Source organism: Aliirhizobium wenxiniae (assembly GCF_014201355.1).
Classification (GTDB): Bacteria; Pseudomonadota; Alphaproteobacteria; order Rhizobiales; family Rhizobiaceae; genus Neorhizobium; species Neorhizobium wenxiniae.
In genome coordinates, this window is record NZ_JACHEG010000004.1 from 238102 (window position 1) to 263384 (window position 25283).

The window sequence follows — 25283 nt, forward strand, 5'->3', positions numbered from 1 at the left end:
TGTCGACGAACTGTTTTCGTTGAAGCAAATCGAGCTTCCAAGGGGGACGGCATGGCTGGCAACGCAACCGGCAGTAAGTGGGATTTCTGGGTCGATCGCGGCGGCACGTTTACCGATATCGTCGGCCGAAAGCCGGACGGAACCCTGGTTGCGCACAAGGTTCTCTCGGAAAATCCGGAGGCTTATAGGGACGCGGCGGTCCAGGGCATTCGCGAGCTTTTAGGCGTCGTGGCCGGAGAACCGATCCCCTCCGGGTTGATCGGCGCGGTAAAGATGGGCACGACGGTTGCCACCAATGCGCTTCTGGAGCGCAAGGGCGAAAAGACGCTGCTCGTTACCACACGGGGTTTCCGCGATGCGCTGGCGATCGGTTATCAGGCCCGTGCCGACATTTTTGCCAAGAAGATCATCAAGCCGGAACTGCTTTACAGTGCCGTCGTCGAAGTCGATGAGCGCGTCCGCGCCGATGGTGAGGTCGAGGCAGTACCGGATGAAGCGACCGTCCGCGCCGACCTTGAGGCCCGGTTCGATGCCGGCTATCGCGCAATCGCCATCGTCTTCATGCATGCCTATCGGTATCCGGCTCACGAACAGCTTGTCTCGCGTATTGCCGGCGAGATCGGTTTCACCCAGATTTCCGTCAGCCACGAAGTCTCGCCGCTGATCAAGCTTGTCGGCCGGGGCGACACGACGGTGGTCGATGCCTATCTGTCGCCGATCCTGCGCCGTTATGTGGAGCAGGTGGCGGAAGAGCTTGGCGCGGACGCGAACGGGACAGGTGGGAACGGCCCGCAGCTGATGTTCATGCAGTCTTCCGGAGGCCTTACTGCCGCGCGGTTGTTTCAAGGCAAGGATGCGATCCTTTCCGGTCCGGCCGGCGGCGTGGTCGGAGCGGTAGAGACGTCACGGCTTGCCGGGTTCGACAAGATGGTCGGCTTCGATATGGGCGGCACATCGACAGACGTTTCCCACTATGACGGTGAACTGGAGCGTTCCTTCGAGACGGAAGTGGCGGGTGTGCGCATGCGCGCGCCGATGATGTCGATCCACACGGTTGCGGCCGGCGGCGGCTCGATCCTGCATTTCGAGAACGGCCGGTTTCGCGCAGGCCCGGATTCGGCCGGTGCCAATCCCGGCCCAAAAGCCTATCGTCGCGGCGGCCCGCTGACGGTTACCGACGCCAATGTCATGCTCGGCAAGCTTTCGCCGGATCTCTTCCCGAAGATCTTCGGCCCGAACCGTGACCAGCCGCTCGATGCGGAGGCCGTACGCAAGGCCTTCGAGGAGATGGCAGAGGTGGTCGGCGATGGCCGCACGCCCGAACAGGTGGCCGACGGATTTCTCGCCATTGCCGTGGAGAACATGGCCAATGCCGTCAAGAAAATCAGCGTCCAGCGCGGTTATGACGTCACCCATTACGCGCTGACCTGCTTCGGCGGTGCTGGTGGCCAGCATGCCTGCCTCACGGCCGATGCGCTCGGCATCTCGACCGTGCTGATCCATCCGTTTTCCGGCATCCTGTCGGCCTATGGTATGGGGCTTGCCGATATTCGCGCCACCCGCCAGCGCACGGTCTCGCAAGGTCTTGCGGCAGCGCTCGCGTCGCTTTCACCGGTTCGTGACGAGTTGACCGCAGCCGTTCTTGGCGAGATGAAAAGCCAGGGTGTCGCGGAAACGGATATCGAAGTCCTGCATCGCGCCCATCTGCGCTATCAGGGCACGGATACGACCTTGTCCATCACTGTTTCCGATGCGGCCGAAATGACTGCCGCTTTCGAAAGTGCGCACAAGAAGCAGTTCGGTTTCATCTTCGAGAACCGCGAGATCATTTTCGAGGCTTATGAAGTCGAGGCGATTGGTGGCGGTGCGGATAGTTCCGAGCCGGAATTCGCGCTTGAGACAGCGGCACCGGTATCGACGGAAGTGACGAAATTCTTTTCCGGCGGCGCCTGGCGGGATGCTCCCATCTATCGCCGCGCCGACATTTCACCGGGTGCCCGTGCCAATGGCCCCTGCCTGATCGTTGAGCCGCACCAGACGATCGTCGTCGAGGATGGCTGGGCTTTCGAGATCACCAAACTCGATCACGTCGTGCTGAAGCGTATCGCGGAGCTGTCACGGGCAAAGGCGGTCGGCACGCAGGCCGATCCGGTCCTGCTCGAAGTCTTCAACAACCTGTTCATGTCGATTGCCGAGCAGATGGGCGTGACGCTGCAGAACACTGCGTCATCGGTCAACATCAAGGAACGGCTCGACTTTTCCTGCGCAGTGTTCGACGAAAACGGCGCGCTCGTCGCCAATGCTCCGCATATGCCGGTGCATCTCGGCTCGATGGATCGCTCGGTCGAAAGCATCATCGCGCAGAACAAGGGCAGGATCCGTCCCGGCGACGTTTTCGCGCTCAACGCGCCTTATAATGGCGGCACGCATCTGCCGGATATCACGGTGGTGACGCCGGTTTTCGATGAAAAGGGCGAGAAGATATTGTTCTACGTCGCCTCGCGCGGTCATCATGCCGATGTCGGTGGCACGGCCCCCGGTTCGATGACGCCGCTTGCAACGACGGTCGACGAGGAAGGCGTTCTGTTCGACAATGTTCCGCTCGTCGACCGCGGCAGGTTCGATGAGGCGGGTATCACGAGGCTGCTTTCCGATCATCCCTATCCGGCCCGCAACGTCGCCCAGAACGTCGCCGACCTTCGTGCCCAGATCGCCGCCAACGAAAAGGGCGTGCACGAGATGCGCAAGATGATTGCGCAATTCGGTCTGGATGTGGTGCAGGCCTATATGGGCCATGTGCAGGACAATGCCGAAGAGAGCGTTCGCCGGGTGCTGGAAAAGCTCGGCGATGCCGAATTCTCATATGCCACCGACCAGGGCAGCACGATCAGGGTTAAGATCACTGTCGACAGGGAAAAGCGCGAAGCGACCGTCGATTTTACCGGCACCAGCGAGCAGAAGAAGAACAATTTCAACGCGCCGGAACCGGTCACGCGGGCGGCGGTTCTTTATGTCTTCCGTGTCATGGTGGAAAGCTCGATCCCGATGAATGCCGGCTGCCTGAAGCCGATCAGGATCATCGTGCCGGATGGCTCGATGCTGAAGCCGCAATATCCGGCAGCCGTCGTGGCGGGTAATGTGGAGACCTCACAACATGTCACCAATGCGCTGTTCGGTGCCTTGGGCGCGATTGCCGCCAGTCAGGGGACGATGAACAATCTCACCTTCGGCAACGCCACTTACCAGTATTACGAAACCCTGTGCTCCGGCTCACCGGCAGGCCGATTCAACGACGGCACCGGTTTTGCGGGTACGGATGCGGTGCATGTCCACATGACCAACTCCCGCCTGACCGATCCGGAAATCCTGGAGACGCGCTATCCGGTGCTGCTGGAGGATTTCCATATCCGTGAAGCATCCGGTGGTAAGGGGGCGTTTTCTGCCGGCAGCGGCACGAAGCGGACGATCCGTTTTCTCGAAAAAATGGATTGCGCCATCCTCTCGTCGCACCGCACGATCCGCCCGCATGGGCTGGGCGGTGGCGCAGAGGGCGAACTCGGCCTCACCACAGTGCGCCGTCTCGACGGCTCGGTGGAAGAACTTGCCGGCTGCGCCCAGACGCTGATCGAGGCGGGCGAAGCCGTCACCGTGGTGACGCCGACGGCGGGCGGTTATCTGCCGGCAGAATAGGGAAGGCTCTAGTTTTCCGCCAGCCAGCCGGAAACGCGGTCCAGGGTTCTGCGCTCCTGGTCCGCCTCCATCGAAAAGGCCGGACGTAACGTGGCGTCCGGCATATGGGCGCGCAGCACGTCGATACTATCGCCCAACCCATATCCGCCATGGGTGATGAAGGGGATCACCACCTTGCCGGACATGTCGTGGGCGCGCAGGAATGAGCGGATCACCGGCGGAGCGGTCATGCCCCAGATCGGCATGCCCAGATAGACGGTATCATACCGACCGATATCGGCGACGAAATGCCCGAGCGGCGGCAGGTATTGCGACTGCGTTTCGCGGCGCGCCTGATCGACCGTCGTTTGATAATCTTCCGGATAGGGCGTTTCTGTCTTTATCTCGAACAGCGTCGCGTCCATGGCCCGCCTGATCTGGCGGGCTATGACGGCGGTATTTCCCGTTCGCGAATAATAGGCGACGAGTGTATGTCCGGTCTCGACCGGGCGCTGCTCTGCCGACGTCTTCGACGCCGCCAGCACAAGGCCGGCGGCAGTGAGAGGCAGAGCCTTCAGCAGATTTCTTCTCGGCAATTCGTTTCCCATGATCGTCCGGCTCCGGCTCCCCGGTTTCGTCAGTCTATTGCGTCGGCCCTGGCGTAATCCTCGTCGGAGACCTTCTCCATCCAGGTTACGACGCTGCCGTTCTCAGCTTCGGCCACGGCGAAATGCGTCATGGCCTCATCGGCAGAAGCGCCATGCCAATGCTTCAGATGCGGCGGAATCCAGACCACGTCACCGGGACCGACGGTTTCGACAGGGCCGCCTTCCTTCTGCACCCAGCCCTTGCCGGAGATGATGAAAAGCGTCTGTCCGAGAGGATGGGTATGCCATGCGGTGCGCGCGCCGGCCGAGAAGGACACGGTTGCGCCACTGATGCGCGCCGGATCGGTGCCCTTGTAATGACCGGCAACGCTTACTTCTCCGGTGAAGTAGGCGTCCGGCCCGGGACCGGGATTGCTGTTGGCGCGGGTGACCTGAAGATCCATGTTTTCTCCTTGGGAATTCACTTGTGAAGGCTTTGCTTGAGCTGTGCCGTTACGGCTTTCGAATACCGCCTTCAATACCGGGACTGCGGACATGGCGCGCGGCCAGCCTGCATAAAACGCGACATGGGTGATCGCTTCTGATGCCTCGGAGGCGGTCAGGCCGTTATCCATCGCCCGATTGGCGTGAAACGGCAGTTGTTCCGGCTGGCCGATCGCCACAAGCGCCACCATCGTGATCAGGCTGCGGTCGCGGGCGGAAATATCCGGCCTCTGCCAGAGATCACCGAACAACACGCGGTTGGTCAGTTCGGCAAGGGCAGGGGCTGTCGGAGCAACGGCAGCGTTGACCGTCGCGGTACGGGCAGCTTCCGCCGCCGCTTCCAGCTCGATGCGCGCGGCATCGCTGTTTCGCACCGGTGCGATATTGCGTTCACCGAAGACCTGGGCGACTTCCTGCACTGCCGAAATCGCATTGGGCCAGCCGGAATAAAGCGCGAGCTGGGTGATCAGTTCACCGATCTCTTCGGGCTTTACGCCGTTATCGAGCGCACGCCGCACATGGCTGCCGATCTGTGCCGACTTGCCGGTGGAGACGAGAACCGCGACCGTCACCAGGCTGCGATCGCGTGGTGCAAGTTCGGTTCGTTCCCATACCTCGCCGAAGAGGACACTATCGGTGAAATGACCAAGTCCCGGGGCAACGTCATAGACCGCCGGCGGAGCGACGCGACGCCGTTCTTCCTGGGCCTCCACGCCTGTGACGGCGAGCGTGGACATGGCGATGCTGGCGGCAATGTTCTTCATCCGGATCTTCCTCTTTCTACGGTCTCGGTTGGCCAAACGCGCGGGTTACCCGTCCCTTGATGTGGGCCGGAAATCCCGCGGGATTAGATGGCTCAATCCGATTGGGCCTATGCGCCGGGTTCATGAATGGTCGGGCGGTCGCGTCATTGAATTCGGTGACGCGACGGCTCTCCTTTTTTAGAAACGCAGAAGGGTCTTGATCGCCCGGCGCTCGTCCATGGCCTTGTATCCTTCCGCCACGTCAGCCAGCGGCAGTTCAAGGTCGAAGACCTTGCCGGGATTGATCTTCCGGTCGACAACCAGATCCATCAGGTAAGGCAGGAAACGGCGCACAGGGGCGGGGCCGCCAAGCAGGCTCTTCTGCTGGAAGAACAGGTTCTGGCCGTCGAATGTGACGCCATGCGGGACGCCGACAAAGCCGATCTTGCCGCCCGGACGGGCAGAGGCGATAGCCTGTGACATGGATTCCTGCGTCCCGACGCATTCCAGAACGGAAGCCGCGCCTACGCCCTCTGTCAGTTCCTTGATGCGGGCAACGCCTGCATCACCGCGTTCGGAGACGATATCGGTTGCGCCGAATTCCAGCGCCAGGTCCTGTCGGGTCTTATGGCGGCTCATCGCGATGATGCGTTCGGCCCCCATCTGCCTGGCGGCGAGTACGCCCATCAGGCCGACAGCGCCATCACCAACAACAACGGCGGTCGAGCCTTCCTGTACGCCCGCCGCGTCGGCGGCATACCAGCCGGTGCCCAGCACGTCGGATGTGGCCAGAAGGCTCGGGATCAGATCATCTGCGGGCATGTCGGCGGTTGCGACAAGCGTTCCGTCGGCCAGAGGCACGCGGGCATAGGGCGCCTGTGCGCCGGTCATGAATTCCCGCTGTTCGCAGGACGACTGGAAACCGAAGCGGCAATGCGGGCAGGTATTGTCGGAGAGGCAGAAGGAGCCGACGACGAACTGGCCCGGCTTGACAGTCTTGACTGCACTGCCGACCTCAACGACCACGCCGCAATATTCATGACCCATTGAGAGCGGTGCGGTCACCTCGTTGGCGCCGCGATAGGGCCACAGGTCCGATCCGCAGATGCAGGATGCAGACAGCTTGATGATGGCATCCGTCGGCTTGAGTATCTTCGGCTCGGAGACTTCCTCGCAGCGAACGTCGCCGGGACCATGGAGAATTGTAGCAAGCATTATGTTTTCCTTTTAATTTCATCTTTTTCTTCAGGGATGGACGGACATTCCTGCCGGATCCGGAAAGTCACTCGTTCGGCGGAAAATCCGTGGAGGCGGCCAGTTCGGTTTGCGCCTCGAAGCCCGCGATGCGCTTCTTCAGCGTATCGATCGTGCTTTGCAGCGCCTGGGAGCCGAGAACCATCCGGAGCGGTGCGGGCTCGATCTCGATACTTTCGATAATGCGCGTGGCCATGCGAGTAGGATCACCCGCTGCCAAGCCATTGCCGGGATCGAGCATCTTGAGGAATGCGTGGGTTGGCGTGTTGTCGTAAATCGGCATGAGGTTTGCCACTTTGGCACTGCCATAGCGGAATTCCGTGCGCGCGCCGCCCGGTTCCACAATCGTGACGCCGATGCCGAAAGCGGCTACTTCCTGAGCCACCGATTCCGCGAAGCCTTCAATGCCCCACTTGGTCGCATGATAAAGCGAATTGCCGGGGAAGGCGACCTGACCGCCATAGGAGGACAGCTGGATGATACGTCCGCCACCCTGGGCACGAAGATGAGGGATGACGGCTCGGAACAACTGGATCGAGCCGGTGAGATTGGTGGCGATGATCGTATCGATTTCGCTATCTGAAAGTTCCTCTGCAGCCCCGAACAGCCCATAGCCTGCATTTGAGACGACCACGTCGACGCGCCCGATGTCGGCGAAGACGGCATCAATCAGCGCCCTAATCGCCGCGACGTCGGTTACATCGAGAATCCTGGCGAAGAAAGTCTGCGGATAGGCTTCGACCAGATCCTTGATCTTGCCGGTGTCGCGGACCGTACCGACGACCTTGTCGCCACGCTGAAGAAGTTGCTCGGTCAATTCGCGGCCGAAACCGCTGCTGACGCCGGTAATAAACCATGTCTGCTGGGCCATGTTCCGTGCTCCTTTATTGGTCTCAATCTGAAGTTAAGGCGGGACGGATTGCGTCGAGATCGTCACGCACGCGCTGCGGCTCATCGCACAGGGGCATGTTGTCGGTGTCGCGAACGGCATCGGGTCCGCCCCGGATGTCCGACGCTATTCCGGAGAACAGCGGTTCCAGATCGGTCTGTTCCGGCCCCTTGTCGGCCACCAGTTCGAATGTCTTGTAACGGGCCGTCTCGGATGTAAGGCTTGCAACCAGAACCTGGGCTATCTGCCTGCGGGAGATGACACCGTCCTGCGGCGTGCCGGACTGTCTGGTGTCACCCTGCAGAAAGACGAGCTGGTGCTGGTCCTTGTCATTGTAATCGAACCAGCCGGGACGGACGATGGTGTAGGAGAGGCCGCTGGCCCGCACCAGACGCTCGGCGCGGCGTTTCCAATCATGAGCTTCGGTGTGCTGATTGTAGCTGCCGGTGCGGTTGGTCACGCCGATAGCGGTCATCAGTGCGATCCTGACTTTTCGGGAACCGAGGGCGAGGAGCGTATTGCGGACGCCGCCATAATCGACCTGTTCCGAACCGAGCTTGCCGTTGCCATGGGAACCGTGGGTGAAGACGATCGCATCGACATCCTCCACGACGGCACGAAGACTGGCCTTTTCGGTCAGGTCACCGACAATAATCTCCACTGCATCGCCAAGTGCACGACCCTTGTGCGTGTCGCGCACGAGCGCCCTGACGGAATGGCCACGCGCGCGAGCCTCGGCAACGACATGCCCGCCGATACTGCCGGTGGCGCCGACAACAAGGATCTTGAGAGGTTGATCGGTCATGACGTTACTCCTGCCGAGATTTGGAAGAGGTGGAGGTGACAAGCCAGGCACAGAGCGCAGCACCGGTCGCCATCACGGCGATCACCCATCCCATCGGCCAGGGCGTGCCGTCCGCAAGAGCACCGACCAATCCCGACCCGGCAATGCCGCTGCCATATTGAATGGCGCCGACGAGCGCCGAAACCGAGCCGGCCTGTTCGGGATAATCGGCCATCGCACCCGCGATCGAATTGGCGACGACGAAGCCGGTGACGGAAACGAAAGCCAGCAGCGGCAGGAAAAGGCCCCATAATCCGCCGAAATCGGAATAGGAGTTTACCGCAAGCACGATGCCCGAGATCATCGCAAAAACCGTACCGCCTGCCAGAATCCGGTTCATGCCGAAGCGGTGGACGAGCCGTGCGTTGACCAGGTTTGTGATGACGATGCCGATGATGCCGGCACCGAAGAGCAGCCCGTAATATTTGGCTGGCACCTTGTGGTAGGTGATGAAGGCGAACGGAGTTCCGGCGATATAGGCATACATGCCCGAATAGAAGAAGGCTCCCGCACCGGCATAACCGATGATCTTCTTATGAGTGAGCAGATCCGCGTAACGACGGAAAGCCCCTGTCAGCGGCTCGGTGCGCCGCCGCTCGGCCGGCAATGTTTCAGGCAAGGTGCAAAGACCTGCAAGCGCCAAAAGCCCGAGCAGTACCAGCACCCAGAATATTGCGCGCCAACCGGCGATGGCCGCGATCTGGCTGCCGAGGATGGGCCCCAGTAACGGGGCGATCGCCATCACGGCAATCAGCGTCGAGAGCATCTGCGCTGCACGCGCGCCCTGATAGAGATCTCGGACGATGGCGCGTGACAGAACCACGCCTGCGCAGGCTCCGATCGCCTGCAGGATGCGCCACAGAATGATCTCCTCGACGCTTGTCGAAATCGCACAGCCGATCGAGCCGATGACGAACAGGACAAGGCCAATCGCAACCGGGATCTTCCGCCCGTATTTGTCACTCAGGGCGCCCCAGAAAAGCTGTCCCAGGCTGAAGCCGATCAGGAAGCCTGAAATGGTGAACTCGACACTGCCTGCATCGGCACCAAGCTGATTGGCCATTTCCGGCATTGCAGGCAGGTAGAAGTCGGTCGAGATCGACGCAAAACCCATCAATGCGCTGAGGATAGCAAGCACCTGCCAGCGCTGCGTATGCGGTATGGGCGCGCTGTCGGCAAGGGTGTCGGCCGAACAGAGCTGAGTTTGGGATGGCATGATGGTGTGGGTGTCCTGTTGCCGGATAACTGCCAGCGCCCGGCAGGGCATGCTGCTCCTGCCGGGCCTGAAAATGACTGAGAGGTGTTAGAGGCCGGTCGTCCTGAGCAGATGTTCGGGATAACGCTCGCCCTCGATCCGGATCTCGGCTGCGGCTTTTTCTATCCGTGCAAGATCGTCCGGTGTCAGTTCGACATCCGCGGCTGCGAGGTTCTCTTCCAGCCGGTGCAGCTTGGTCGTGCCGGGGATCGGGACGATCCATGGCTTCTGTGCCAGCAGCCATGCGAGAGCGATCTGGGCAGGCGTGCCACCCTTTTCATCGGCTATGGTCTTCAGGAGGTCGACCAGCGCCTGGTTTTTCTCCATCGCCTCCGGCGTGAAACGCGGCAGGATATTGCGAAAATCACCCTCGCCGAGCTTTGTATCCTTGCTCATTGCGCCGGTGAGAAAACCCTTGCCGAGCGGGCTGTAGGGAACGAGGCCGATGCCGAGTTCCTCGCAGGTTTGGAGAATGCCGTTGGTCTCGACACCGCGGGTCCAGAGCGAATATTCGTTCTGCAGCACGGTCACCGGCTGTACTGCATGGGCGCGGCGCACCGTGTTGGCGCCTGGCTCCGACATGCCGAAATACTTGACCTTGCCCTCGGCAATCAGGTCCTTCACCGTGCCGGCGACATCCTCGATCGGCACATTGGGATCGACGCGATGCTGATAGAGGAGATCGATCACCTCGACGCCGAGACGCTTCAGGCTGCCTTCTACCGCCTGCCTGATATGCGCCGGCTGGCTGTTCAGCCCGGACTGCTTGCCGTCGACGAAGTTGAAGGCGAATTTCGTGGCGATGATCACCTGATTGCGGAATGGCTTTAATGCCTCACCGACCATTTCCTCGTTGGTGAAGGGGCCGTAGACTTCTGCCGTGTCGAAGAACGTCACGCCGCGTTCGACCGCCTGACGGATCAGGGTGATGCCTTCCTCTTTGCTGACCTTGTTGGCATAACCGAAATCCAGCCCCATGCAGCCAAAGCCGAGTGCCGACACTTCAAGGCCGGCCTTTCCGAGGACGCGCTTTTTCATATCCTGTCTCCATTCACGACAATAACGAGCGGGTGTCTGCCGGCCAGTTTTCGCTGGCGATCAACTCACCGTGGATGGAAATGTAAACCTTAAGCAGTCATTTCATTAGACGCTGGATACAGCATGAACTTATGCTCAAAATTCATGAATTGGCTCGAAGCCAAGTCATGCCGCAGCTTGCTGATGATAATGAATGTGGCTGTCGAGGATCATCGCTTATTCAGATAGGTTCCTGCCCAACAGGCGATAAGCGCTATCCGTATCGGTAATCACGGTGGTCGCCAGGCCCGCGCTGAGGCACGCGGTCAAAATCGCCCTTTTATGCGCTCCCCCGGACGCAATGATCCGTGTTGGAATTCGGCGATAATCGTTGATCGATGGAGATATGACCTGCCGGTTCAAGGGGTGATCAATCTCTTGGCCATTACCGTCGAGATATCGTCCCAGAAGATCGCCGACAGCACCGGCAGTAGTCAATTCTCCAACATCTGTACCGGTGGGCAGGCCGTATCGAACCTGAAGCGATTCCGGTGAGATGTCGCCGATGCTGAGAATCGAGACATCTACCGCGGTTGCTTCTTGAAGCAGGCTCTGGAACACCGTCTGTGCAACGATGGTGTCGCGCGAAGCCGGATCGTCCGCATAGATCGGTGCAGCCAGATAATGACATTCCGCATTCATGACCTTGGCGAACCGCCGCACGATTTCAAACGTGTTGATTTCCGAGCCGCGCGTCAAGCCGCCCATCATTGAACGAACCTTGACGTTCGGTACGTTGGCCGGCGCCATATGGTGGACGGTCTCGCGTAGCGTTGCGCCCCAGCCGACCCCAAGTGATGTCGGCTCGCTTGCCTGGATCAGTCGTTCCAGAAACATTGCCGCGGCGCGGCCGATCACGGTCGCCATCTGTTTTTTATCTTCGGGTGTCGGAACGATGACCACGTCAGTCAGGCCAAATCGCTGCCGCAGCTCAGCCTCCAGCTCGACGTTTTCGGTCAGTGGAGAGTTGAAGCTGATCTTGACGACGCCTTGATCAAGTGCTGCGGAGAGAAGCTCGTTGACCTTGCGGCGTGTGAGCAGCATCCGTTCGGCAATCTGCGCCTGCGTCAATCCTTCTACGTGATAGAGCCACGAGGCTCTTACCATGAGCTGCTGATTGGACATGTTACCTCCCGCCCAAATGTCACATCAGCGTAACATTTGTAACCTAGAGCTACGCGAAGTCGGCGGGGCGGTAAAGCGGCTTTCATCAACCACAGCCTCCTGACGAAATTTTGTCTGTCGATTTCCATGCGACGCCCGACGCCGAGGTCCTCCCGCCCGGCGAAGGTGTCCGCGCGCCCATATCGTTCATTTGGTTCAACAGGAGAGATCCATGCTTTCTATCAACCGCCGCCATGCGCTGGGACTGATGTCTGCTGCAGCCGGCACCATCATCCTGCCGCGCATGTCGTTCAGCCAGGGTGCACGCCCGTCGATCACGATCGCGGTACAGAAGATCACCAACAATAATACGCTCGATGTCTGGAACGAACAGTCCAACGTTGGTGAACGCGTGTTCTTCCCCAACCTGTGGGAAGGTCTGATCAATCGTGACTGGATGGGCAACCAGGGTCCGGTTGCGGGTCTGGCCACCGAATGGAAGCGGATTGACGACAAGACACTGGAACTGAAGCTGCGCCAGGGTGTGAAGTTCCACAACGGCGACGAACTCACGGCTGAAGACGTTGCTTTCTCCTTCTCCAAGGAGCGCGTGTTCGGCAACACCGAACCGGTCGGCGGCAAGACGATCTTTGAAGCCGATAACAAGCCGACGACGGTCAAGGAACTGCCGGCGATCGTTCCGGGCGTTGCCCGTCGCCTGTGGCCGGCACTCACCGGCGTTGAAGTCGTCGACAAGTACACTGTCCGTTTCCACAATGCGACGCCGGACGTGACGCTTGAAGGCCGCCTCTATTCCTTCGGCAGCCAGATTACCAGCCGCCGTTCCTGGGATGAAGCCAAGAGCTATACCGACTGGGCACGCAAGCCGATCACCACTGGCCCTTATATGGTTGGTGAATACAAGCCGGACGTTTCGCTGACGCTGGTTGCCTTCGATGAATACTGGGGTGGTCGTCCGCCGCTTCAGCAGATCCGTTTTGTCGAGGTTCCGGAAGTGGCGTCCCGCGTCAACGGCCTTCTGTCGGGCGAATATGACTTTGCCTGCGACCTGCCGCCGGACCAGATTGCCACGGTCAAGGCTGCGCCCGGCCTTGAAGTGCAGAGCTCGACGATCTGGAACCATCGCGTTTCCACTTTCAATACCCAGAACCCGATCCTGGCCAACCCGCTGGTTCGTCGCGCCATGACCCATTCGATCGATCGTCAGGCGATCGTCGAAGCACTCTGGGCCGGTCAGACCGTTGTTCCCGCCGGCCTGCAGTTCGAATCCTTCAGGACTTCGAACATGTTCGTCGAAGGCTGGGCAGCACCGGAATACAATCAGGATCTCGCCAAGAAGCTTCTCAAGGAAGCCAACTACAAGGGCGATGCGATCCCCTATCGCCTGCTCAACAACTACTACACCAACCAGACTGCTAATGCGCAGATCATGGTCGAGATGTGGAAGCAGGTTGGCTTGAACGTCGAGATCCAGATGAAGGAAAACTGGGCGCAGATCCACGATCCGCAGGGCGTCAAGGGTGTGCGTGACTGGTCGGCCGGCAACTCCATTAACGACCCAATCACGCCGATGGTCGTTCAGTTCGGCCCGAACGGTGAAGCTCAGCAGAAGAAGGACTGGAGCAACGAAGAGATGAACAAGCTCTCCGTGGTCATGGAAACCTCCACAGATCGCGATCTGCGCAAGAAGGCTATCACCCGCATGCTGGAAATCGCCGAACGCGAAGACCCGGCCTATCAGGTCCTGCACCAGAACGCCGTCTTCACCGGCATGAAGTCCTCGCTGAAGTGGAAGGCCGCTCCGGCCTTCGCCATGGATTTCCGCACCGGTAACTGGAACGCTTCCTAACCGTTCGATATCGCGCGCCGGCCGCTCCCAGCGGCCGGCGTCTTCTATTGCTGAAATGGAGATGAGCTCCGATGGTTTCCAACAACCTTGTGGAACTGCGCGACCTGAAGGTTGCTTTCGACGGTATCCAGGTGCTGCACGGTATCGATCTCACGGTCCGCCGTGGTGAGGCGATCGGCCTTGTCGGCGAATCCGGCTGTGGCAAGTCGGTCACGTGGCTTGCAGCACTCGGGTTGCTCCCGGGCAAGGCAACGGTTGCCGGTTCGGTGCGCGTCGACGGACAGGAGATCCTCGGCACTCCGCGCAGCGTACTGGAGAGTGTACGCGGCAAACGGATCGCGATGATCTTCCAGGATCCATCCAGCTCGCTCAATCCCGTTCTGAAGATCGGGCGGCAGATTACCGAAGCGCTCGTCCTTCACCGTGCCTTGACTGGCCAGGCGGCAAAGGCCGAAGCCCTGCGTCTGATGGACATGGTCGGTATTCCCGATACACGCCGGCGTTTCGATCTTTTTCCGCACGAATTTTCCGGCGGCCAGTGTCAGCGTCTGATGATCGCCATGGCGCTTGCCGGCGAACCGGATCTGCTGGTTGCCGACGAACCGACCACGGCACTCGATGCGACCATTCAGGCACAGATTCTTGACCTCCTGATCGAGCTTCGCGCCGAAACCGGCATGGCGACGATCTTCATCAGCCATGATCTCGGCGCTGTTTCCCAGGTCTGCGAACGCGCCTGCGTCATGTATGCCGGCCGCATCGTCGAACAGGGCACGATCGAGGCATTGTTCGACAACCCGCGCCATCCCTATACGCGTGGCCTGTTCGACGCCATCCCACGGCTTGATGGTCCGCGCGAACGGCTGATCCCCATTCCGGGCACCGTTCCCCATCCGCGTGATCTGCCGGAAGGCTGCGCCTTCTCGCCGCGATGCTCGCATGCCGCCATAGACTGTCGCAGCCGCAGGCCTGATCTCTCTCCGATGGACGACGGCCGCCTTCTTTCCTGTTTCCACCCGGTCAGCCATTCCACCGATCTGGCGACTGTTGCGGCAAACCGCGTTGCGGAGGCCGTATCGTGATTTCCCATTCTGCGAATGCTCCTTTGATTGAAGCGAAAGATCTGGTCAGGACTTATGAGGTTCGCCAGGGCATGTTCGGCAAGGCGACGCCGGTCCGCGCTGTCGATGGCATCAATCTCAGCGTCATGCCCGGCGAAACTCTGGGTGTGGTCGGCGAGTCCGGTTCCGGCAAGTCCACGCTTGGCCGTATGTTGCTCGGCATCGACCCCTCGCAGGAGGGTGAGACCTTCTTCGAGGGTAAGCCAATGCCGAAGCTTGGTACACCGGAATGGCGCGCATTGCGCGCCAAGATGCAGCTTGTCTATCAGGACCCGCTGGCAGCGCTCGACCGACGCCTGACGATCGCCGAACAGATCGGTGAACCGCTTGCCATCCACAAGCTGGTGCCGAAGGAACATCGCGGGACCCGCGTTGCCGAACTGATGGTGGCGGTAGGCTTGCGTCCGGATCAGGCGGATCGTTATCCGCACGAGCTTTCCGGTGGCCAGCGCCAGCGTGTCGTCATTGCCCGCGCGCTCGCATCTCGCCCAAAACTCCTCGTCTGCGACGAACCGGTTTCGGCGCTGGATGTGTCCATCCAGGCCCAGGTCGTCAACATGTTGCGTGACCTGCAGGAAAAAAACGGTATCGCCATGGTGTTTATCAGCCATGACCTGAAGGTGGTGCGCAACATGGCTGACCGCGTGGCCGTCATGTATCTCGGACGGATCGTCGAAGAAGCTTCGTCCGACGTCATTTTCGCCGCGCCGCTGCATCCCTACACCAAGGCTCTCGTCTCCAGCGTGCCGGTGCCGGGCAAACCTCTCAAAGGGCGCGTGATCCTGCAGGGCGAACCGCCAAACCCGGCCAATCGTCCGTCCGGATGCGCCTTTCATCCGCGCTGCCCGCTGGCCACCGACATCTGCCGTGCAAGCGTGCCGCCGCTTCGTCAGGTCGCCGATGGTCGCACTGCCGCCTGCCACCTTGTGGCCGGCGTCGATCAGCCTGTTGCAGCATAAGGAGCGCAAGAGACATGTTGCGTTTTGCTTCCATCCGTCTTCTCCGCGCGATGATTACCATTCTGGCGGTATTGACCTTCGCCTTCGTGGTCCTGCGCATGTCTGGTGATCCTGCACAGGTCATGCTCGGGCCTGACGTGCCACAGGAATCCGTTGATGCCTTCCGCAAGGCCTGGGGTCTCGATCAGCCGCTGTGGATCCAGTATCTCGCCTATATCAAGGCGATCTTTACCGGTGATTTCGGCGTTTCCATGCGCGACAAGGCCTCGGCAATGCAGCTGGTCATCGATCGAATTCCCGCCACCTTGCAGCTCACCATTCCAGCGCTGTTCCTCAAGGTCGTGATCGGCATTCCAGCAGGCGTCTATGCCGCGTTGCATCGCCAGAGCGCCGTCGATCGCGGCGTCATCCTGGCCGCGATCTTCGGCTTCACCATTCCATCCTTCGTCATGGGCCTGCTTCTGGTGCTGATCTTCTCGATCACGCTCGGTCTTCTTCCCTCCGGCGGACAGGACACATGGCAGCACGGCATTCTCCCGACGCTGACAATGAGCATCGGTGGCATCGGCATCCTCGCCCGCTTCTCGCGCAGCGCGATGATCGAAGTGATGAGCCAGCCCTATATCCGCACGGCCTCGGCCAAGGGCATGGCATGGCAGGATGTCGTCTGGCGCCATGCACTTCCCAATGCCGCCGTGCCGATCGTCACGATCGTGGGCTTCATGGTCGGCTCTCTGATCGCCGGTGCGGTCGTGGTGGAATCGATCTTCTCCTGGCCCGGTATCGGCCGCCTTCTGGTCGTCTCCGTGACCAATCGCGATCTCGCTGTCGTCCAGTGCATCCTGTTGATGATTGCCGCGACCATGGTCGTGTCGAACCTGATCGTCGACCTGCTCTATGGCTGGCTCGACCCGCGGCTTCGTGCCCAGAGCGCACATTAAGGAGAGACGGACATGACCATCGTCGATACATCCCGTCAGCCGACCTCCGAGCTGTCCTTCTACATCCGTTTCATCAAGCAGGTGCGCAAGGTGCCTTTCTCTGTCGGCTTCGGCATCGCCTGGCTTGTCGCCATGGTGTTCGTCGCCTTCTCTGCCGACCTGATCCGCCCCTATGGCATCACCGCCATGGATCTGCGTGCCCGTCTGTCGCTGCCCGGCAATCCGGCGCATCTTCTGGGAACGGATGAACTCGGGCGTGACGTATTCTCTCGCCTCATCCAGTCGATCCGCGTGTCGCTCGCAATTGCCTTCGGCGCAACGATCATCTCGGCCGTTTTCGGCACCGCGCTTGGTTTTGCGGCCGCAAAATTCCGTGGTGCGGTTGAACATCTCGTTCTGGTTCTGGCCGACTTTCAGGCGGCCCTGCCATTCCTCATCATGTCGCTTGCGGTTCTGGCCTTCTTCGGTTCATCCATGCCGCTTCTGATCGGTTTGATGGGTTTCTACGGTTGGGAGCGTTATGCCCGCATTGCCCGCGGTCTGGCGATCTCAGCAAGCGCGCAAGGATATGCTGCGGCAGTCGTGCAGCTCGGCGCGACACCGACCCGTGTCTACATGAAGCACATCCTGCCCAATGTCGCCTCGACGCTGATCGTCTCGATGACGCTGACCTTTCCGGAAATTATCCTGATGGAAAGCGGACTTTCCTTCCTCGGTCTCGGCGTTCAGCCGCCGGAAACCAGCCTTGGCAACATGGTGGGCTTTGGCCGCGAATATCTCACGCGTGCACCATGGATCATGCTTGCTCCTGCCTTCGTCATCATGATGACGACGCTCTCCATCTCGCTGGTCGGCGACTGGCTGCGCGACAAGCTCGATCCGACACTTCGATAATCTCTTCCGTTTCATCCAAGGATTTTCTCATGACCATAACCAAGATCACCGGCCACCGCGGCGCCCGTAATCTATGGCCGGAAAACTCGCTGACCGCCTTTCGCAACGTGCTGGCGCTCGGTGTCGACGCGATCGAATTCGACGTGCACCTTACCGATGCCGGAGAACTGGTCGTCATCCATGACGCGACGCTGGAGCGCACCACAGACAAGTCCGGCCTCGTACGCCATCTGACGACGCAGTCGCGCACCGAGACACATCTCGAATCGACGACGGATACGGTGCCCACGCTTGCTGAAGTGCTGGCTATCCTGGGCGATGCCGGTGAGCGTCAGCTGCATGTCGAGATCAAGTCCGATGAGGCAAAGAAGCCCTATCCCGGCATCACCGAAAAGGTGGTTGCCGAGATCGAGCGCTTTGGTCTCGCCGACCGTTGCCACCTGACGTCGTTCGATGTGTCTGTGCTGGAGGAATGCCGCCGCGTGGCACCGAAGGTCGAGCGCCTCGTTTCTGTCAATGCAGAATGGGCAGCAAAACAGGGCGGCCTTTCAAGCTTCATCGATAATGTCGAAGGCCTCGTCGATATCGTTGCCATTCATCACGAACTGATGGCGGCCGAGTGGGACCTGATCACCTCCAAGCTGACGCTCGATCGTCTCTGTGTCTGGACGCTGAATGACGAGGCGCTGATCCGGCCGTGGCTGGAACGTGGCATCGGTCACCTGACTTCCGACAGTCCCGATCTCGCGCTGACCCTGCGCGGAAAAATCCAACAGCAATCCGAACCTGTCTGAAGAGGAAAGATCAACCATGGGCAATATTATCGGTACAGGCTTCAACGCCGGCTCCGTCAACGGAGAACTGGCAAGCCTTGAAGAAGAACTACGGGTACTGGCTGGGATCGGCGTTGATACGGTGGAACTGGGCCTCACCAGCCTTGACCTGATCGCCGGCGGCCGCATCATAGAGGAGCGCGCCGAGCGACTGGTCGCGATCACCAGGCAGTTTGATTTCCGCTATACAGTACACGGCCTCGTTTCCTCCAATTTCATGGATCCTGATACTTGCCATTACCAGATCGACGCCGCCAAGGCGCTAGCGCAGGTCTGCGACCGGATCGGCGCGCGTATCCTCGTCCAGCACGGGGGCAATCTGCGTGCCGACCAGTTGGCGGAACGCGCTGAAGCTGACAGAAGAGAGCGTGAATCGCTGTTCGAACTTGCCGAATTCTGCAAGCCCTATGGCGTGCGTATTGCCTTCGAGAACATCTTCACCACCGAGCTTGGCCAATATCGCCAGACGCCGACGCAGGTTGCCGAAACCGTCAAGGCGGTCAATCACCCCAACCTCGTGGCGCTGATCGACTTCAGCCATGCCTATCTCGAAGCCACCTATCGCGGCCTGAATTTCCGCGAAGAACTGCGCGCCATGGCGCCGGTTGCCGGCCATCTGCATGTGCATGACAGTTTCGGCCGCCCGCAGGCCTTCTATAAGCCCTACCATGTTCAGGAAAACACCGCACTCGGCATCGGCGATTTGCATATGCCGCTCGGCTGGGGTGATATTGACTGGGAAGAGATTTTCTCGGAACTGACCTTCCTGCCGGATACGGTGCTGATGATGGAAATCGGTCGCCGTTACCATGCCGAACAGCCCGCAAGCCTTGAACGTGCAAAACGGCTGATGACTCTCAACGCCGGTCAGTCGAATATTGCCGCTGAGTAAAACTATGAAATGGCCTTGCTTTGCGGACCCATGTCCGCAAAAGGCAAGGCCATTTGCAATCTGGTCGTGACTGCGGATTGATTGCATCACGCTATGCGCTCAGGCAATCCTTGCCGGTTGGACGCGACCGACGATGTGCACGAGATGATGAGCCAGTCGAATCCCGAAAGCGACGGCGGGAAATGTCGGATTCGCTTGTCCCGAAGTCGGGAAAACCGAGCTGCCTGCAACGAAGAGGTTATCGATATCAAAGGCACGGCAGTCGGCATCAACGACACCCTCCCGACGGTTAGTGCCCATTCGCGTCAGTCCGATCTGATGATAACCGTCATGAGCCTGCGATATCACCATCTCTTCTAAGTCGCCTTCCAGGAAACGAAGTGAACCGAGGCCTGTAGCCCTCAACCACTCGTCGAAACTATGATGTATCTTCAGCACGGATTGATAATCCTCCGGGCAGTAACTGAATTCGGTGCTTATCCCGAATTGACCATCCCGGTCGGCATCGTTGATCAAGTCAACACGGCTTAGCCTGCGCGGCGCCTGCTCTGCATGATAGGTCAGGCTATATTCGTTATGGACGTCACGCATCTGAAGGTGTGGCAGTCCGTAAAAATATCTTTCATGCGCAACCTTGGAAATCGAAGCCAGCCCGTTGATGGGATGTCGCATCAGGTACATTCCATGCGTAATGCAGTCCTGGCGGGATGCACTGCGTTTGCCCTGCAGCACTTCTCGCAGGAATACGGCGGAAGCCAATGGTTGACGCGGCGGTAGTTTGCCTACGTCTGAATTGTGTGGCCACATCACCGTGTTCAGCACGCCTAGATTTCGTTGGGTCTGTGGAGATGGCTGCAGGCGTCTGCGCGTGAAGCGACCATCCTGCTGCCGCCTAAAGAAAAACTGCTCCGCGATTGCCTCTGACTGAAACCGGATTTGAGCAATCTGGCCCGTGAGATGACCCATGTAATACCGCCCGAGCGGCCCTTCCTTGCCGGCAAACAGATCAGGAAATTGGGCCTGCAGGTTCAGCAGGAGACGCGAGTTCTCCCTACCTCCACATGCCAGAACAAAGTGGTTCGCGCGAACCGTACCCAATTGTCTGTCGCATCGAATGGCTGCCGAGGTCGTCCTGCCCATCGCACTATCAAAATTCAATTTGATCAGTTGGGCGTCGAGAAGAATGTGCAGAGATTTCGAAGACAGAAGAGCAGAGCGATTTGCTGTTGCAGTGTTTCGAGGAAAAGCCCAGCTTTCCATCGATTCCAGGAATGCTTCGTTTGACAGCGGCGTATTGTGCGGGCGAGGCGCCTTCATGAGTTTCGCCGCTTCCACGTAATGCGGCTCAAGTTCGCTATGACTGATTGGCCAGCGTGCTTCCTCGCCAAGATAGTCGCGATGCTCGAAATCAATGTCGTCGAGTTCGACGCATCGCCCTCCCCATCTGCTTGAAGTGCCTCCCAGGCCAAATGCTAACGTATCGTGATCGGGTGCATGAGGGACAGTATCATCCAGTCGTACCCCCTCCCGTCTCTTGGGCGGTATTGCATTCCGCGCGCCACGTTCGAGAAGGAGTGTTCGAACGCCGGCCTGACTGAGAATAAGTGCAATACAGACGCCGACAGGGCCGGCGCCGACAACGCATACATCGAACTCGCTATTCAGGACGTCGCGGCTGGACAGCATTAAGATGGACCCTCGTCACTGGTCAGCCATATTGTTCATGCGCCTATAGTGCGCCCAACATGACCGATATCGCCTCGTTACATGGTCGAAGGCGTTCCCTGCCGCCTTCTGATTTCGATTGACTGTCCCAGAAGAAACATCGGATCTGAATTAACAGAAGAGATGAGTCTATATGTTCGTAACAAGCAACGTAACGTGTGCCTGTTGCAAGTTAAATTCTTGTTTTGTATGCAATTGAAGAGCTTAAGCTTGACGTATTTGAATAGATGATGGATCGAAGGCGTAAGAAACGCAAGATTAATCGAGACTCTTCTTGAATTTTGTTTTATCTCGATCCAAATCCGTTTTCTGCATTGTCGCAGAGGAGCATCAATGTCAAACATGGGTGTCACCGTAAGAAACACCTGCGCATTCGCCGCGGTGCAAACATGAAAGCCAGGCCGAAGCTTTCCGCATTTCTCGCCTGTTCACTGGCCTTGGCCAGCCCCGGTAATGCCGCCGAATATTTTTGGTCAAGCAGCAACGCTTGCATCGAAAGACAATTGCAGGTTCAGCGCATCCGGGAGGGCCTTAGAGCGGGCTTTATAGAGCTTCGTCTTGCAGAACTTGGGCATGGCAGCGTCAAGGGTGATAAGGATTGGACACCTCCCCAAGTCATTGAGGATACTGCTTTCAAAGGTATCGATCAGTATATCCTTGATCTGCAGATTATCTGCAGGCTTCGATATCCTGGTTGAGTGCCGGGTTTGCGTCTGCTCCAGACGAACTGCCAGGCGGACCGCTATGCCGAACAGTAGATGGCAAAGAAACTCGGGCGATATCTCATGGAACAAATTGCTCGCCTGGACGTCCCATGCCGGTTAGCTTAGGCTTCTCGTCGGCGATGTTTATATATCATACGGCAATATTTTCCGGGATCCTCCCCGGCTTGTTTTGAGGATGTGCACCATGGATCTCGAAAAAAACTTGCGGTCGCTCGTCGCTGTCCGTGCCTCCGTTCCGGAAAAGGCCTTCACGGCTGGCACGCTCGGCACGCGCCGGGAGGGTAGCGGCGTGGTGATCCGCGAAAACGGCTTGGTGCTTACAATCGGTTACCTGATTACCGAGGCAACGGAAGTCTGGTTGACACGTTACGACGGTCGCGTCGTGCCGGCTTATGTTACGGCCTATGATCAGGAAAGCGGTTTCGGTTTGGTTCAGGCGCTTGCGCCGCTCGAACTGCCGGCGCTTCCCATCGGTGATTCAGATGAGGCATCTATCGAAGACGCTATCGTCTTTGCCGACGGCGAGGGACAATACGTGCGGGGGCATATCGTCGCAAAACAGGAATTCGCCGGTTATTGGGAATACTTGCTGGAAGAAGCGATCTTTATCACGCCTGCCCATCCATCGTGGGGAGGAGCCGCTTTGATCAACAGTGAAGGCAAGCTTGTCGGCCTGGGATCCCTGCGATTGCAGATGAGTAAGGGCGGTGAGATTGCCGACATCAATATGGCTGTCCCCATCAATCTGCTGAAGCCGATACTTGATGACGTCCTGAGCCAGGGAATAATCAATAAACCGCCAAGACCCTGGCTTGGGGCATATTCGGCTGAGACCAATGGCGAAGTCGTAGTCATGAGCGTTACTGAAAACGGGCCGGCCGCAAAGGCGGGTTTGAAAAGTGGCGATGTGATCTCCGAGATCCGCGACGGTGAGGTCGATGGATTGGCGGATTTCTACCGAAAGGTCTGGGAAAGCGGCTCACCGGGCGCCGAAATTCCTATGCGGATACTTCGTGACGGACGTGAAGCTTGGCTCAGGGTGAAATCTGCAGACAGAAACGACTTCTTGATAAAGCCGTCGCTGCAATAATAGCCTAGCGTATCAGAATCGCTCTGAAATCATTGACATTCGTCCCTGTTGGCCCGGTTTCGAACAGGTCGCCGATTGCAACGAAGCCTGAATAGCTGTCGTTGCGCTCGAGCAGAGCGCGGCCGTCGGTTCCGGCACGCAGTAGACGTTGCGCCGTCGTACCATCAACAAAAGCGCCGGCATTATCTTCCGAACCATCTATCCCGTCCGTATCGGCGGCAAGCGCCACGATCCCGGTGCCGCCAATTGCCAAAGCAAAAGATAGGGCGAATTCACCGTTCCGTCCGCCTCTGCCGCCTTTCGAGCGGATGGTTACAGTTGTCTCTCCACCGGAGAGCAGCACGGTCGGCTTGGTAAATGGCTGGTCTTTCAAGGCAACTTCCCGGGCGATGGCCGCATGAACGAGGGCGACATCGCGTGCCTCTCCTTCAATGGAATCCGAGAGGATATGCGCATCGACACCTTTGCTGCGGGCGAAATCCGCTGCAGCGCGAAGCGAGACGCCGGCAGAGGCAATGATGTAGTGTTCATTTCTCGAGAAATGTGGCTCTTGCGGCATCGGTGCGTCGGCTGCCTGCGAGTTTAGATGGGCAATGATGGCTGACGGCAGGTCCATTCGATATTGTTCTATGATTGCCAGAGCCTCATGGCGGGTGCTGTCATCAGGTACAGTAGGACCGGAGGCGACGAAGGCTGGATTGTCGCCTGGTATATCCGAGACGATCAGGCTGACGACACGCGCTTTTGTTGCTGCGGCCAGTCGCCCGCCCTTGATCGTGGAGACGTGCTTGCGCACCACGTTCATCGCCGAAATGGATGCGCCGGAGGCCAGCAGCGCCTCGTTGAGCGCAATCTCGTCCTGAAGCGTCAGCCCTTCCGGAGGTGACGGAAGCAAGGCAGACCCGCCCCCGCAGACAAGCGCTATGACCAGATCATCTTCCGAGAGGCCTGAGATAGTCTCGATCAGCCGGCGGCTTGCCGAAAGTCCTGCCTCATCCGGTACCGGGTGGGCCGCCTCGATGACCTCGATGCTCTTTGTCTCGCAGCCATAACCGTATCGCGTGACGACAAGGCCGCTGAGCGGAGGACCATTCCAGACGGTCTCCAGCGCCGCGGCCATCTGCGCGGCTCCCTTGCCGGCACCGATTACAACTGTGCGAGCGTTCGCGGGTGGATTAGGTAGATGCTTGCGAATTCCGTTAAGGGGATCGGCGGCCTTCACCGCGGCATCAAACAGCATCTTCAGCAGTTGGCGTTCACCGATCATGTCATTTCCTCGCCCTGGCGAACTGTTCTGACCATGGTGGTCAGCACGCGTCAACCGCACTTTTCCTTGCTGTCATCGATGAAGCGGAATGGATGTGTTTCCGGAAAACGGTGATGTCACGGTTTGCCACGGTGGGAAATGGAGCAGCCTCTTTTCCGACGCTCTGTCACCAGGCTCCAACGAGACTGTTGCCGACAAGCGGAACCTCCTTGATCACCCCATGCTGCCCCTCAATCGAAATGGATGACGGAATCTGTCTCGGCGATTTGCGAAACCATTTTGCAGCAATCGTGGCAAGATCTCCGATCATTGCGTGTTTGCGCCATTCGGCGAAGCGCCGGGCGGTTGCTTCAGGTTCCGACAGATAAAAGAAGTCGCCCGACTTTTCGATCTCATTGATCGAGATCGCCATATCGGACATTGGACGTTGAAACATCCTGGAGGAAACCGAGAGTTCTTTTGCGCTTTCGGAAAATGCAGGCGCCATGAAATCGATTGCCCAGCCATCCGCCTCCACCCAGCAATGAAAGTTTTCACCGGCCCCGGTTACAAAACCGTCCTCGCGGTGATCGGCAAAAAGGATGACGGTTCCGTCAAGATTATAGGCTGCCAGACCACCCTTCGGTGTCGCATCCAGCTTGTAGTGCTGTTTGAGGATAAAGGCCCCGAATGTGCTGAAATACATGGAAGCTGTCGCGGGGTCAGCATTTTCATTCATAAGAAGGCTGTTGATGACCCTGTAGATCCGATGATAGTCGCTCTGCTTGATCAGCATGCCGTGGCCCTTCAAATCTGCTAATTCGGGGGCTGATAGCGTATCGCCCGACAATCGAATTCTCTTGGGAAACAAGACACTCAGGCCCTCAGGCGCCGCAGTGTTCGTTGTGTGCAGACATCATCTACGACACAGCTGATGGGAAGTGTATTCGCCCAATCAGCGAAAGGTCGACGTTCTTAAGCTCACCGGGAGCTGAATAACTGAACCCGCCTTCGGGAATGATGCCGCGTTTGAGCACGCGACATCATCTATATGATCCGTC

21 protein-coding genes are annotated in these 25283 nt (G+C 58.9%); 10 read left to right on the forward strand and 11 right to left on the reverse strand.

Translation table 11 applies throughout. The annotated features are described in order from the left end of the window. Positions 1 to 51: 51 nt before the first annotated feature. Positions 52 to 3690, forward strand: coding sequence for a hydantoinase B/oxoprolinase family protein (locus HNQ72_RS18685; RefSeq protein ID WP_183994126.1), 3639 nt, complete (start codon positions 52 to 54; stop codon positions 3688 to 3690). Positions 3691 to 3698: 8 nt separating this feature from the next. Here HNQ72_RS18685 and HNQ72_RS18690 read toward each other — a convergent pair whose 3' ends face one another. From HNQ72_RS18690 to HNQ72_RS18725, 8 genes are all read right to left on the reverse strand, one after another. Then, positions 3699 to 4277, reverse strand: coding sequence for a flavodoxin (locus tag HNQ72_RS18690; RefSeq protein WP_183994128.1), 579 nt, complete (start codon positions 4275 to 4277; stop codon positions 3699 to 3701). A 29-nt stretch (positions 4278 to 4306) separates the two neighbouring features. Then, entirely contained in the window at positions 4307 to 5524 is a 1218-nt protein-coding gene (locus tag HNQ72_RS18695) for a (R)-mandelonitrile lyase (RefSeq protein WP_183994130.1), read from the reverse strand. A 177-nt stretch (positions 5525 to 5701) separates the two neighbouring features. After that, positions 5702 to 6718 (reverse strand): zinc-dependent alcohol dehydrogenase family protein, encoded by a 1017-nt coding sequence (locus HNQ72_RS18700; RefSeq protein ID WP_183994132.1) that lies wholly within the window; start codon positions 6716 to 6718, stop codon positions 5702 to 5704. Positions 6719 to 6785: 67 nt separating this feature from the next. Then, the gene (locus HNQ72_RS18705; protein ID WP_183994134.1) at positions 6786 to 7628 is read right to left on the reverse strand and encodes an SDR family oxidoreductase; all 843 of its coding nucleotides are present in this window, start codon (positions 7626 to 7628) and stop codon (positions 6786 to 6788) included. A 22-nt stretch (positions 7629 to 7650) separates the two neighbouring features. Further along, the gene (locus HNQ72_RS18710) at positions 7651 to 8451 is read right to left on the reverse strand and encodes an SDR family oxidoreductase (RefSeq protein WP_183994136.1); all 801 of its coding nucleotides are present in this window, start codon (positions 8449 to 8451) and stop codon (positions 7651 to 7653) included. Positions 8452 to 8455: 4 nt separating this feature from the next. Beyond that, positions 8456 to 9706, reverse strand: a complete 1251-nt coding sequence (locus HNQ72_RS18715) for a multidrug effflux MFS transporter (protein ID WP_183994138.1) — start codon at positions 9704 to 9706, stop codon at positions 8456 to 8458. A gap of 87 nt (positions 9707 to 9793) precedes the next feature. Next, a complete protein-coding gene (locus tag HNQ72_RS18720; protein WP_183994140.1) occupies positions 9794 to 10783 on the reverse strand; it encodes an aldo/keto reductase in 990 nt (329 codons plus the stop codon). 216 nt (positions 10784 to 10999) lie between these two features. Then, a complete protein-coding gene (locus tag HNQ72_RS18725) occupies positions 11000 to 11947 on the reverse strand; it encodes a sugar-binding transcriptional regulator (protein WP_183994142.1) in 948 nt (315 codons plus the stop codon). 211 nt (positions 11948 to 12158) lie between these two features. Here HNQ72_RS18725 and HNQ72_RS18730 point away from each other — a divergent pair, with 211 nt between their 5' ends. The 7 genes from HNQ72_RS18730 to HNQ72_RS18760 all read left to right on the forward strand — a co-directional run bounded on the left by HNQ72_RS18730 (position 12159) and on the right by HNQ72_RS18760 (position 19436). Next, a complete protein-coding gene (locus tag HNQ72_RS18730) occupies positions 12159 to 13796 on the forward strand; it encodes an ABC transporter substrate-binding protein (RefSeq protein WP_183994144.1) in 1638 nt (545 codons plus the stop codon). A 71-nt stretch (positions 13797 to 13867) separates the two neighbouring features. Further along, positions 13868 to 14878 carry an ABC transporter ATP-binding protein gene (locus HNQ72_RS18735; RefSeq protein ID WP_183994146.1) on the forward strand — a complete coding sequence of 337 codons (1011 nt, stop codon included), beginning with the start codon at positions 13868 to 13870 and terminating at the stop codon, positions 14876 to 14878. Positions 14879 to 14949: 71 nt separating this feature from the next. Further along, positions 14950 to 15876: an ABC transporter ATP-binding protein gene (locus HNQ72_RS18740; RefSeq protein WP_183994436.1), complete on the forward strand. Its 927-nt coding sequence runs from the start codon at positions 14950 to 14952 to the stop codon at positions 15874 to 15876. A gap of 14 nt (positions 15877 to 15890) precedes the next feature. Beyond that, a complete protein-coding gene (locus HNQ72_RS18745; RefSeq protein ID WP_148144552.1) occupies positions 15891 to 16817 on the forward strand; it encodes an ABC transporter permease in 927 nt (308 codons plus the stop codon). 12 nt (positions 16818 to 16829) lie between these two features. Next, positions 16830 to 17711: an ABC transporter permease gene (locus tag HNQ72_RS18750; protein WP_183994148.1), complete on the forward strand. Its 882-nt coding sequence runs from the start codon at positions 16830 to 16832 to the stop codon at positions 17709 to 17711. A 35-nt stretch (positions 17712 to 17746) separates the two neighbouring features. Then, a complete protein-coding gene (locus HNQ72_RS18755) occupies positions 17747 to 18505 on the forward strand; it encodes a glycerophosphodiester phosphodiesterase family protein (RefSeq protein WP_183994438.1) in 759 nt (252 codons plus the stop codon). A gap of 16 nt (positions 18506 to 18521) precedes the next feature. Further along, on the forward strand, positions 18522 to 19436 hold the full coding sequence (locus HNQ72_RS18760; protein WP_183994150.1) for a TIM barrel protein: 915 nt from the start codon (positions 18522 to 18524) through the stop codon (positions 19434 to 19436). Positions 19437 to 19535: 99 nt separating this feature from the next. Here HNQ72_RS18760 and HNQ72_RS18765 read toward each other — a convergent pair whose 3' ends face one another. Then, positions 19536 to 21122, reverse strand: a complete 1587-nt coding sequence (locus HNQ72_RS18765) for a GMC oxidoreductase (protein ID WP_183994152.1) — start codon at positions 21120 to 21122, stop codon at positions 19536 to 19538. A gap of 320 nt (positions 21123 to 21442) precedes the next feature. Between HNQ72_RS18765 and HNQ72_RS18770 the strand changes: the two genes are divergently transcribed. Continuing rightward, on the forward strand, positions 21443 to 21859 hold the full coding sequence (locus HNQ72_RS18770; protein ID WP_183994154.1) for a hypothetical protein: 417 nt from the start codon (positions 21443 to 21445) through the stop codon (positions 21857 to 21859). Positions 21860 to 22070: 211 nt separating this feature from the next. Next, entirely contained in the window at positions 22071 to 22976 is a 906-nt protein-coding gene (locus HNQ72_RS18775) for a S1C family serine protease (RefSeq protein WP_183994156.1), read from the forward strand. Between the two features lie 4 nt (positions 22977 to 22980). Here the strand turns inward: HNQ72_RS18775 and HNQ72_RS18780 are convergent, their stop codons facing one another. Both HNQ72_RS18780 and HNQ72_RS18785 read right to left on the reverse strand, forming a co-directional pair. Next, the gene (locus HNQ72_RS18780) at positions 22981 to 24243 is read right to left on the reverse strand and encodes a glycerate kinase type-2 family protein (protein WP_183994158.1); all 1263 of its coding nucleotides are present in this window, start codon (positions 24241 to 24243) and stop codon (positions 22981 to 22983) included. A 166-nt stretch (positions 24244 to 24409) separates the two neighbouring features. Further along, positions 24410 to 25018: a DUF2026 family protein gene (locus HNQ72_RS18785; protein WP_183994160.1), complete on the reverse strand. Its 609-nt coding sequence runs from the start codon at positions 25016 to 25018 to the stop codon at positions 24410 to 24412. Positions 25019 to 25283: the final 265 nt, after the last annotated feature.

Excerpts from the sequence above, each read along its gene's own strand:
- HNQ72_RS18685 (WP_183994126.1), top strand. The coding sequence starts at position 52 with ATGGCTGGCAACGCAACCGGCAGTAAGTGGGATTTCTGGGTCGATCGC.
- HNQ72_RS18690 (WP_183994128.1), bottom strand. The coding sequence starts at position 4,277 with ATGGGAAACGAATTGCCGAGAAGAAATCTGCTGAAGGCTCTGCCTCTC.
- HNQ72_RS18695 (WP_183994130.1), bottom strand. The coding sequence starts at position 5,524 with ATGAAGAACATTGCCGCCAGCATCGCCATGTCCACGCTCGCCGTCACA.
- HNQ72_RS18700 (WP_183994132.1), bottom strand. The coding sequence starts at position 6,718 with ATGCTTGCTACAATTCTCCATGGTCCCGGCGACGTTCGCTGCGAGGAA.
- HNQ72_RS18705 (WP_183994134.1), bottom strand. The coding sequence starts at position 7,628 with ATGGCCCAGCAGACATGGTTTATTACCGGCGTCAGCAGCGGTTTCGGC.
- HNQ72_RS18710 (WP_183994136.1), bottom strand. The coding sequence starts at position 8,451 with ATGACCGATCAACCTCTCAAGATCCTTGTTGTCGGCGCCACCGGCAGT.
- HNQ72_RS18715 (WP_183994138.1), bottom strand. The coding sequence starts at position 9,706 with ATGCCATCCCAAACTCAGCTCTGTTCGGCCGACACCCTTGCCGACAGC.
- HNQ72_RS18720 (WP_183994140.1), bottom strand. The coding sequence starts at position 10,783 with ATGAAAAAGCGCGTCCTCGGAAAGGCCGGCCTTGAAGTGTCGGCACTC.
- HNQ72_RS18725 (WP_183994142.1), bottom strand. The coding sequence starts at position 11,947 with ATGTCCAATCAGCAGCTCATGGTAAGAGCCTCGTGGCTCTATCACGTA.
- HNQ72_RS18730 (WP_183994144.1), top strand. The coding sequence starts at position 12,159 with ATGCTTTCTATCAACCGCCGCCATGCGCTGGGACTGATGTCTGCTGCA.
- HNQ72_RS18735 (WP_183994146.1), top strand. The coding sequence starts at position 13,868 with ATGGTTTCCAACAACCTTGTGGAACTGCGCGACCTGAAGGTTGCTTTC.
- HNQ72_RS18740 (WP_183994436.1), top strand. The coding sequence starts at position 14,950 with ATGTTCGGCAAGGCGACGCCGGTCCGCGCTGTCGATGGCATCAATCTC.
- HNQ72_RS18745 (WP_148144552.1), top strand. The coding sequence starts at position 15,891 with ATGTTGCGTTTTGCTTCCATCCGTCTTCTCCGCGCGATGATTACCATT.
- HNQ72_RS18750 (WP_183994148.1), top strand. The coding sequence starts at position 16,830 with ATGACCATCGTCGATACATCCCGTCAGCCGACCTCCGAGCTGTCCTTC.
- HNQ72_RS18760 (WP_183994150.1), top strand. The coding sequence starts at position 18,522 with ATGGGCAATATTATCGGTACAGGCTTCAACGCCGGCTCCGTCAACGGA.
- HNQ72_RS18765 (WP_183994152.1), bottom strand. The coding sequence starts at position 21,122 with ATGCTGTCCAGCCGCGACGTCCTGAATAGCGAGTTCGATGTATGCGTT.
- HNQ72_RS18775 (WP_183994156.1), top strand. The coding sequence starts at position 22,071 with ATGGATCTCGAAAAAAACTTGCGGTCGCTCGTCGCTGTCCGTGCCTCC.
- HNQ72_RS18780 (WP_183994158.1), bottom strand. The coding sequence starts at position 24,243 with ATGATCGGTGAACGCCAACTGCTGAAGATGCTGTTTGATGCCGCGGTG.
- HNQ72_RS18785 (WP_183994160.1), bottom strand. The coding sequence starts at position 25,018 with ATGCTGATCAAGCAGAGCGACTATCATCGGATCTACAGGGTCATCAAC.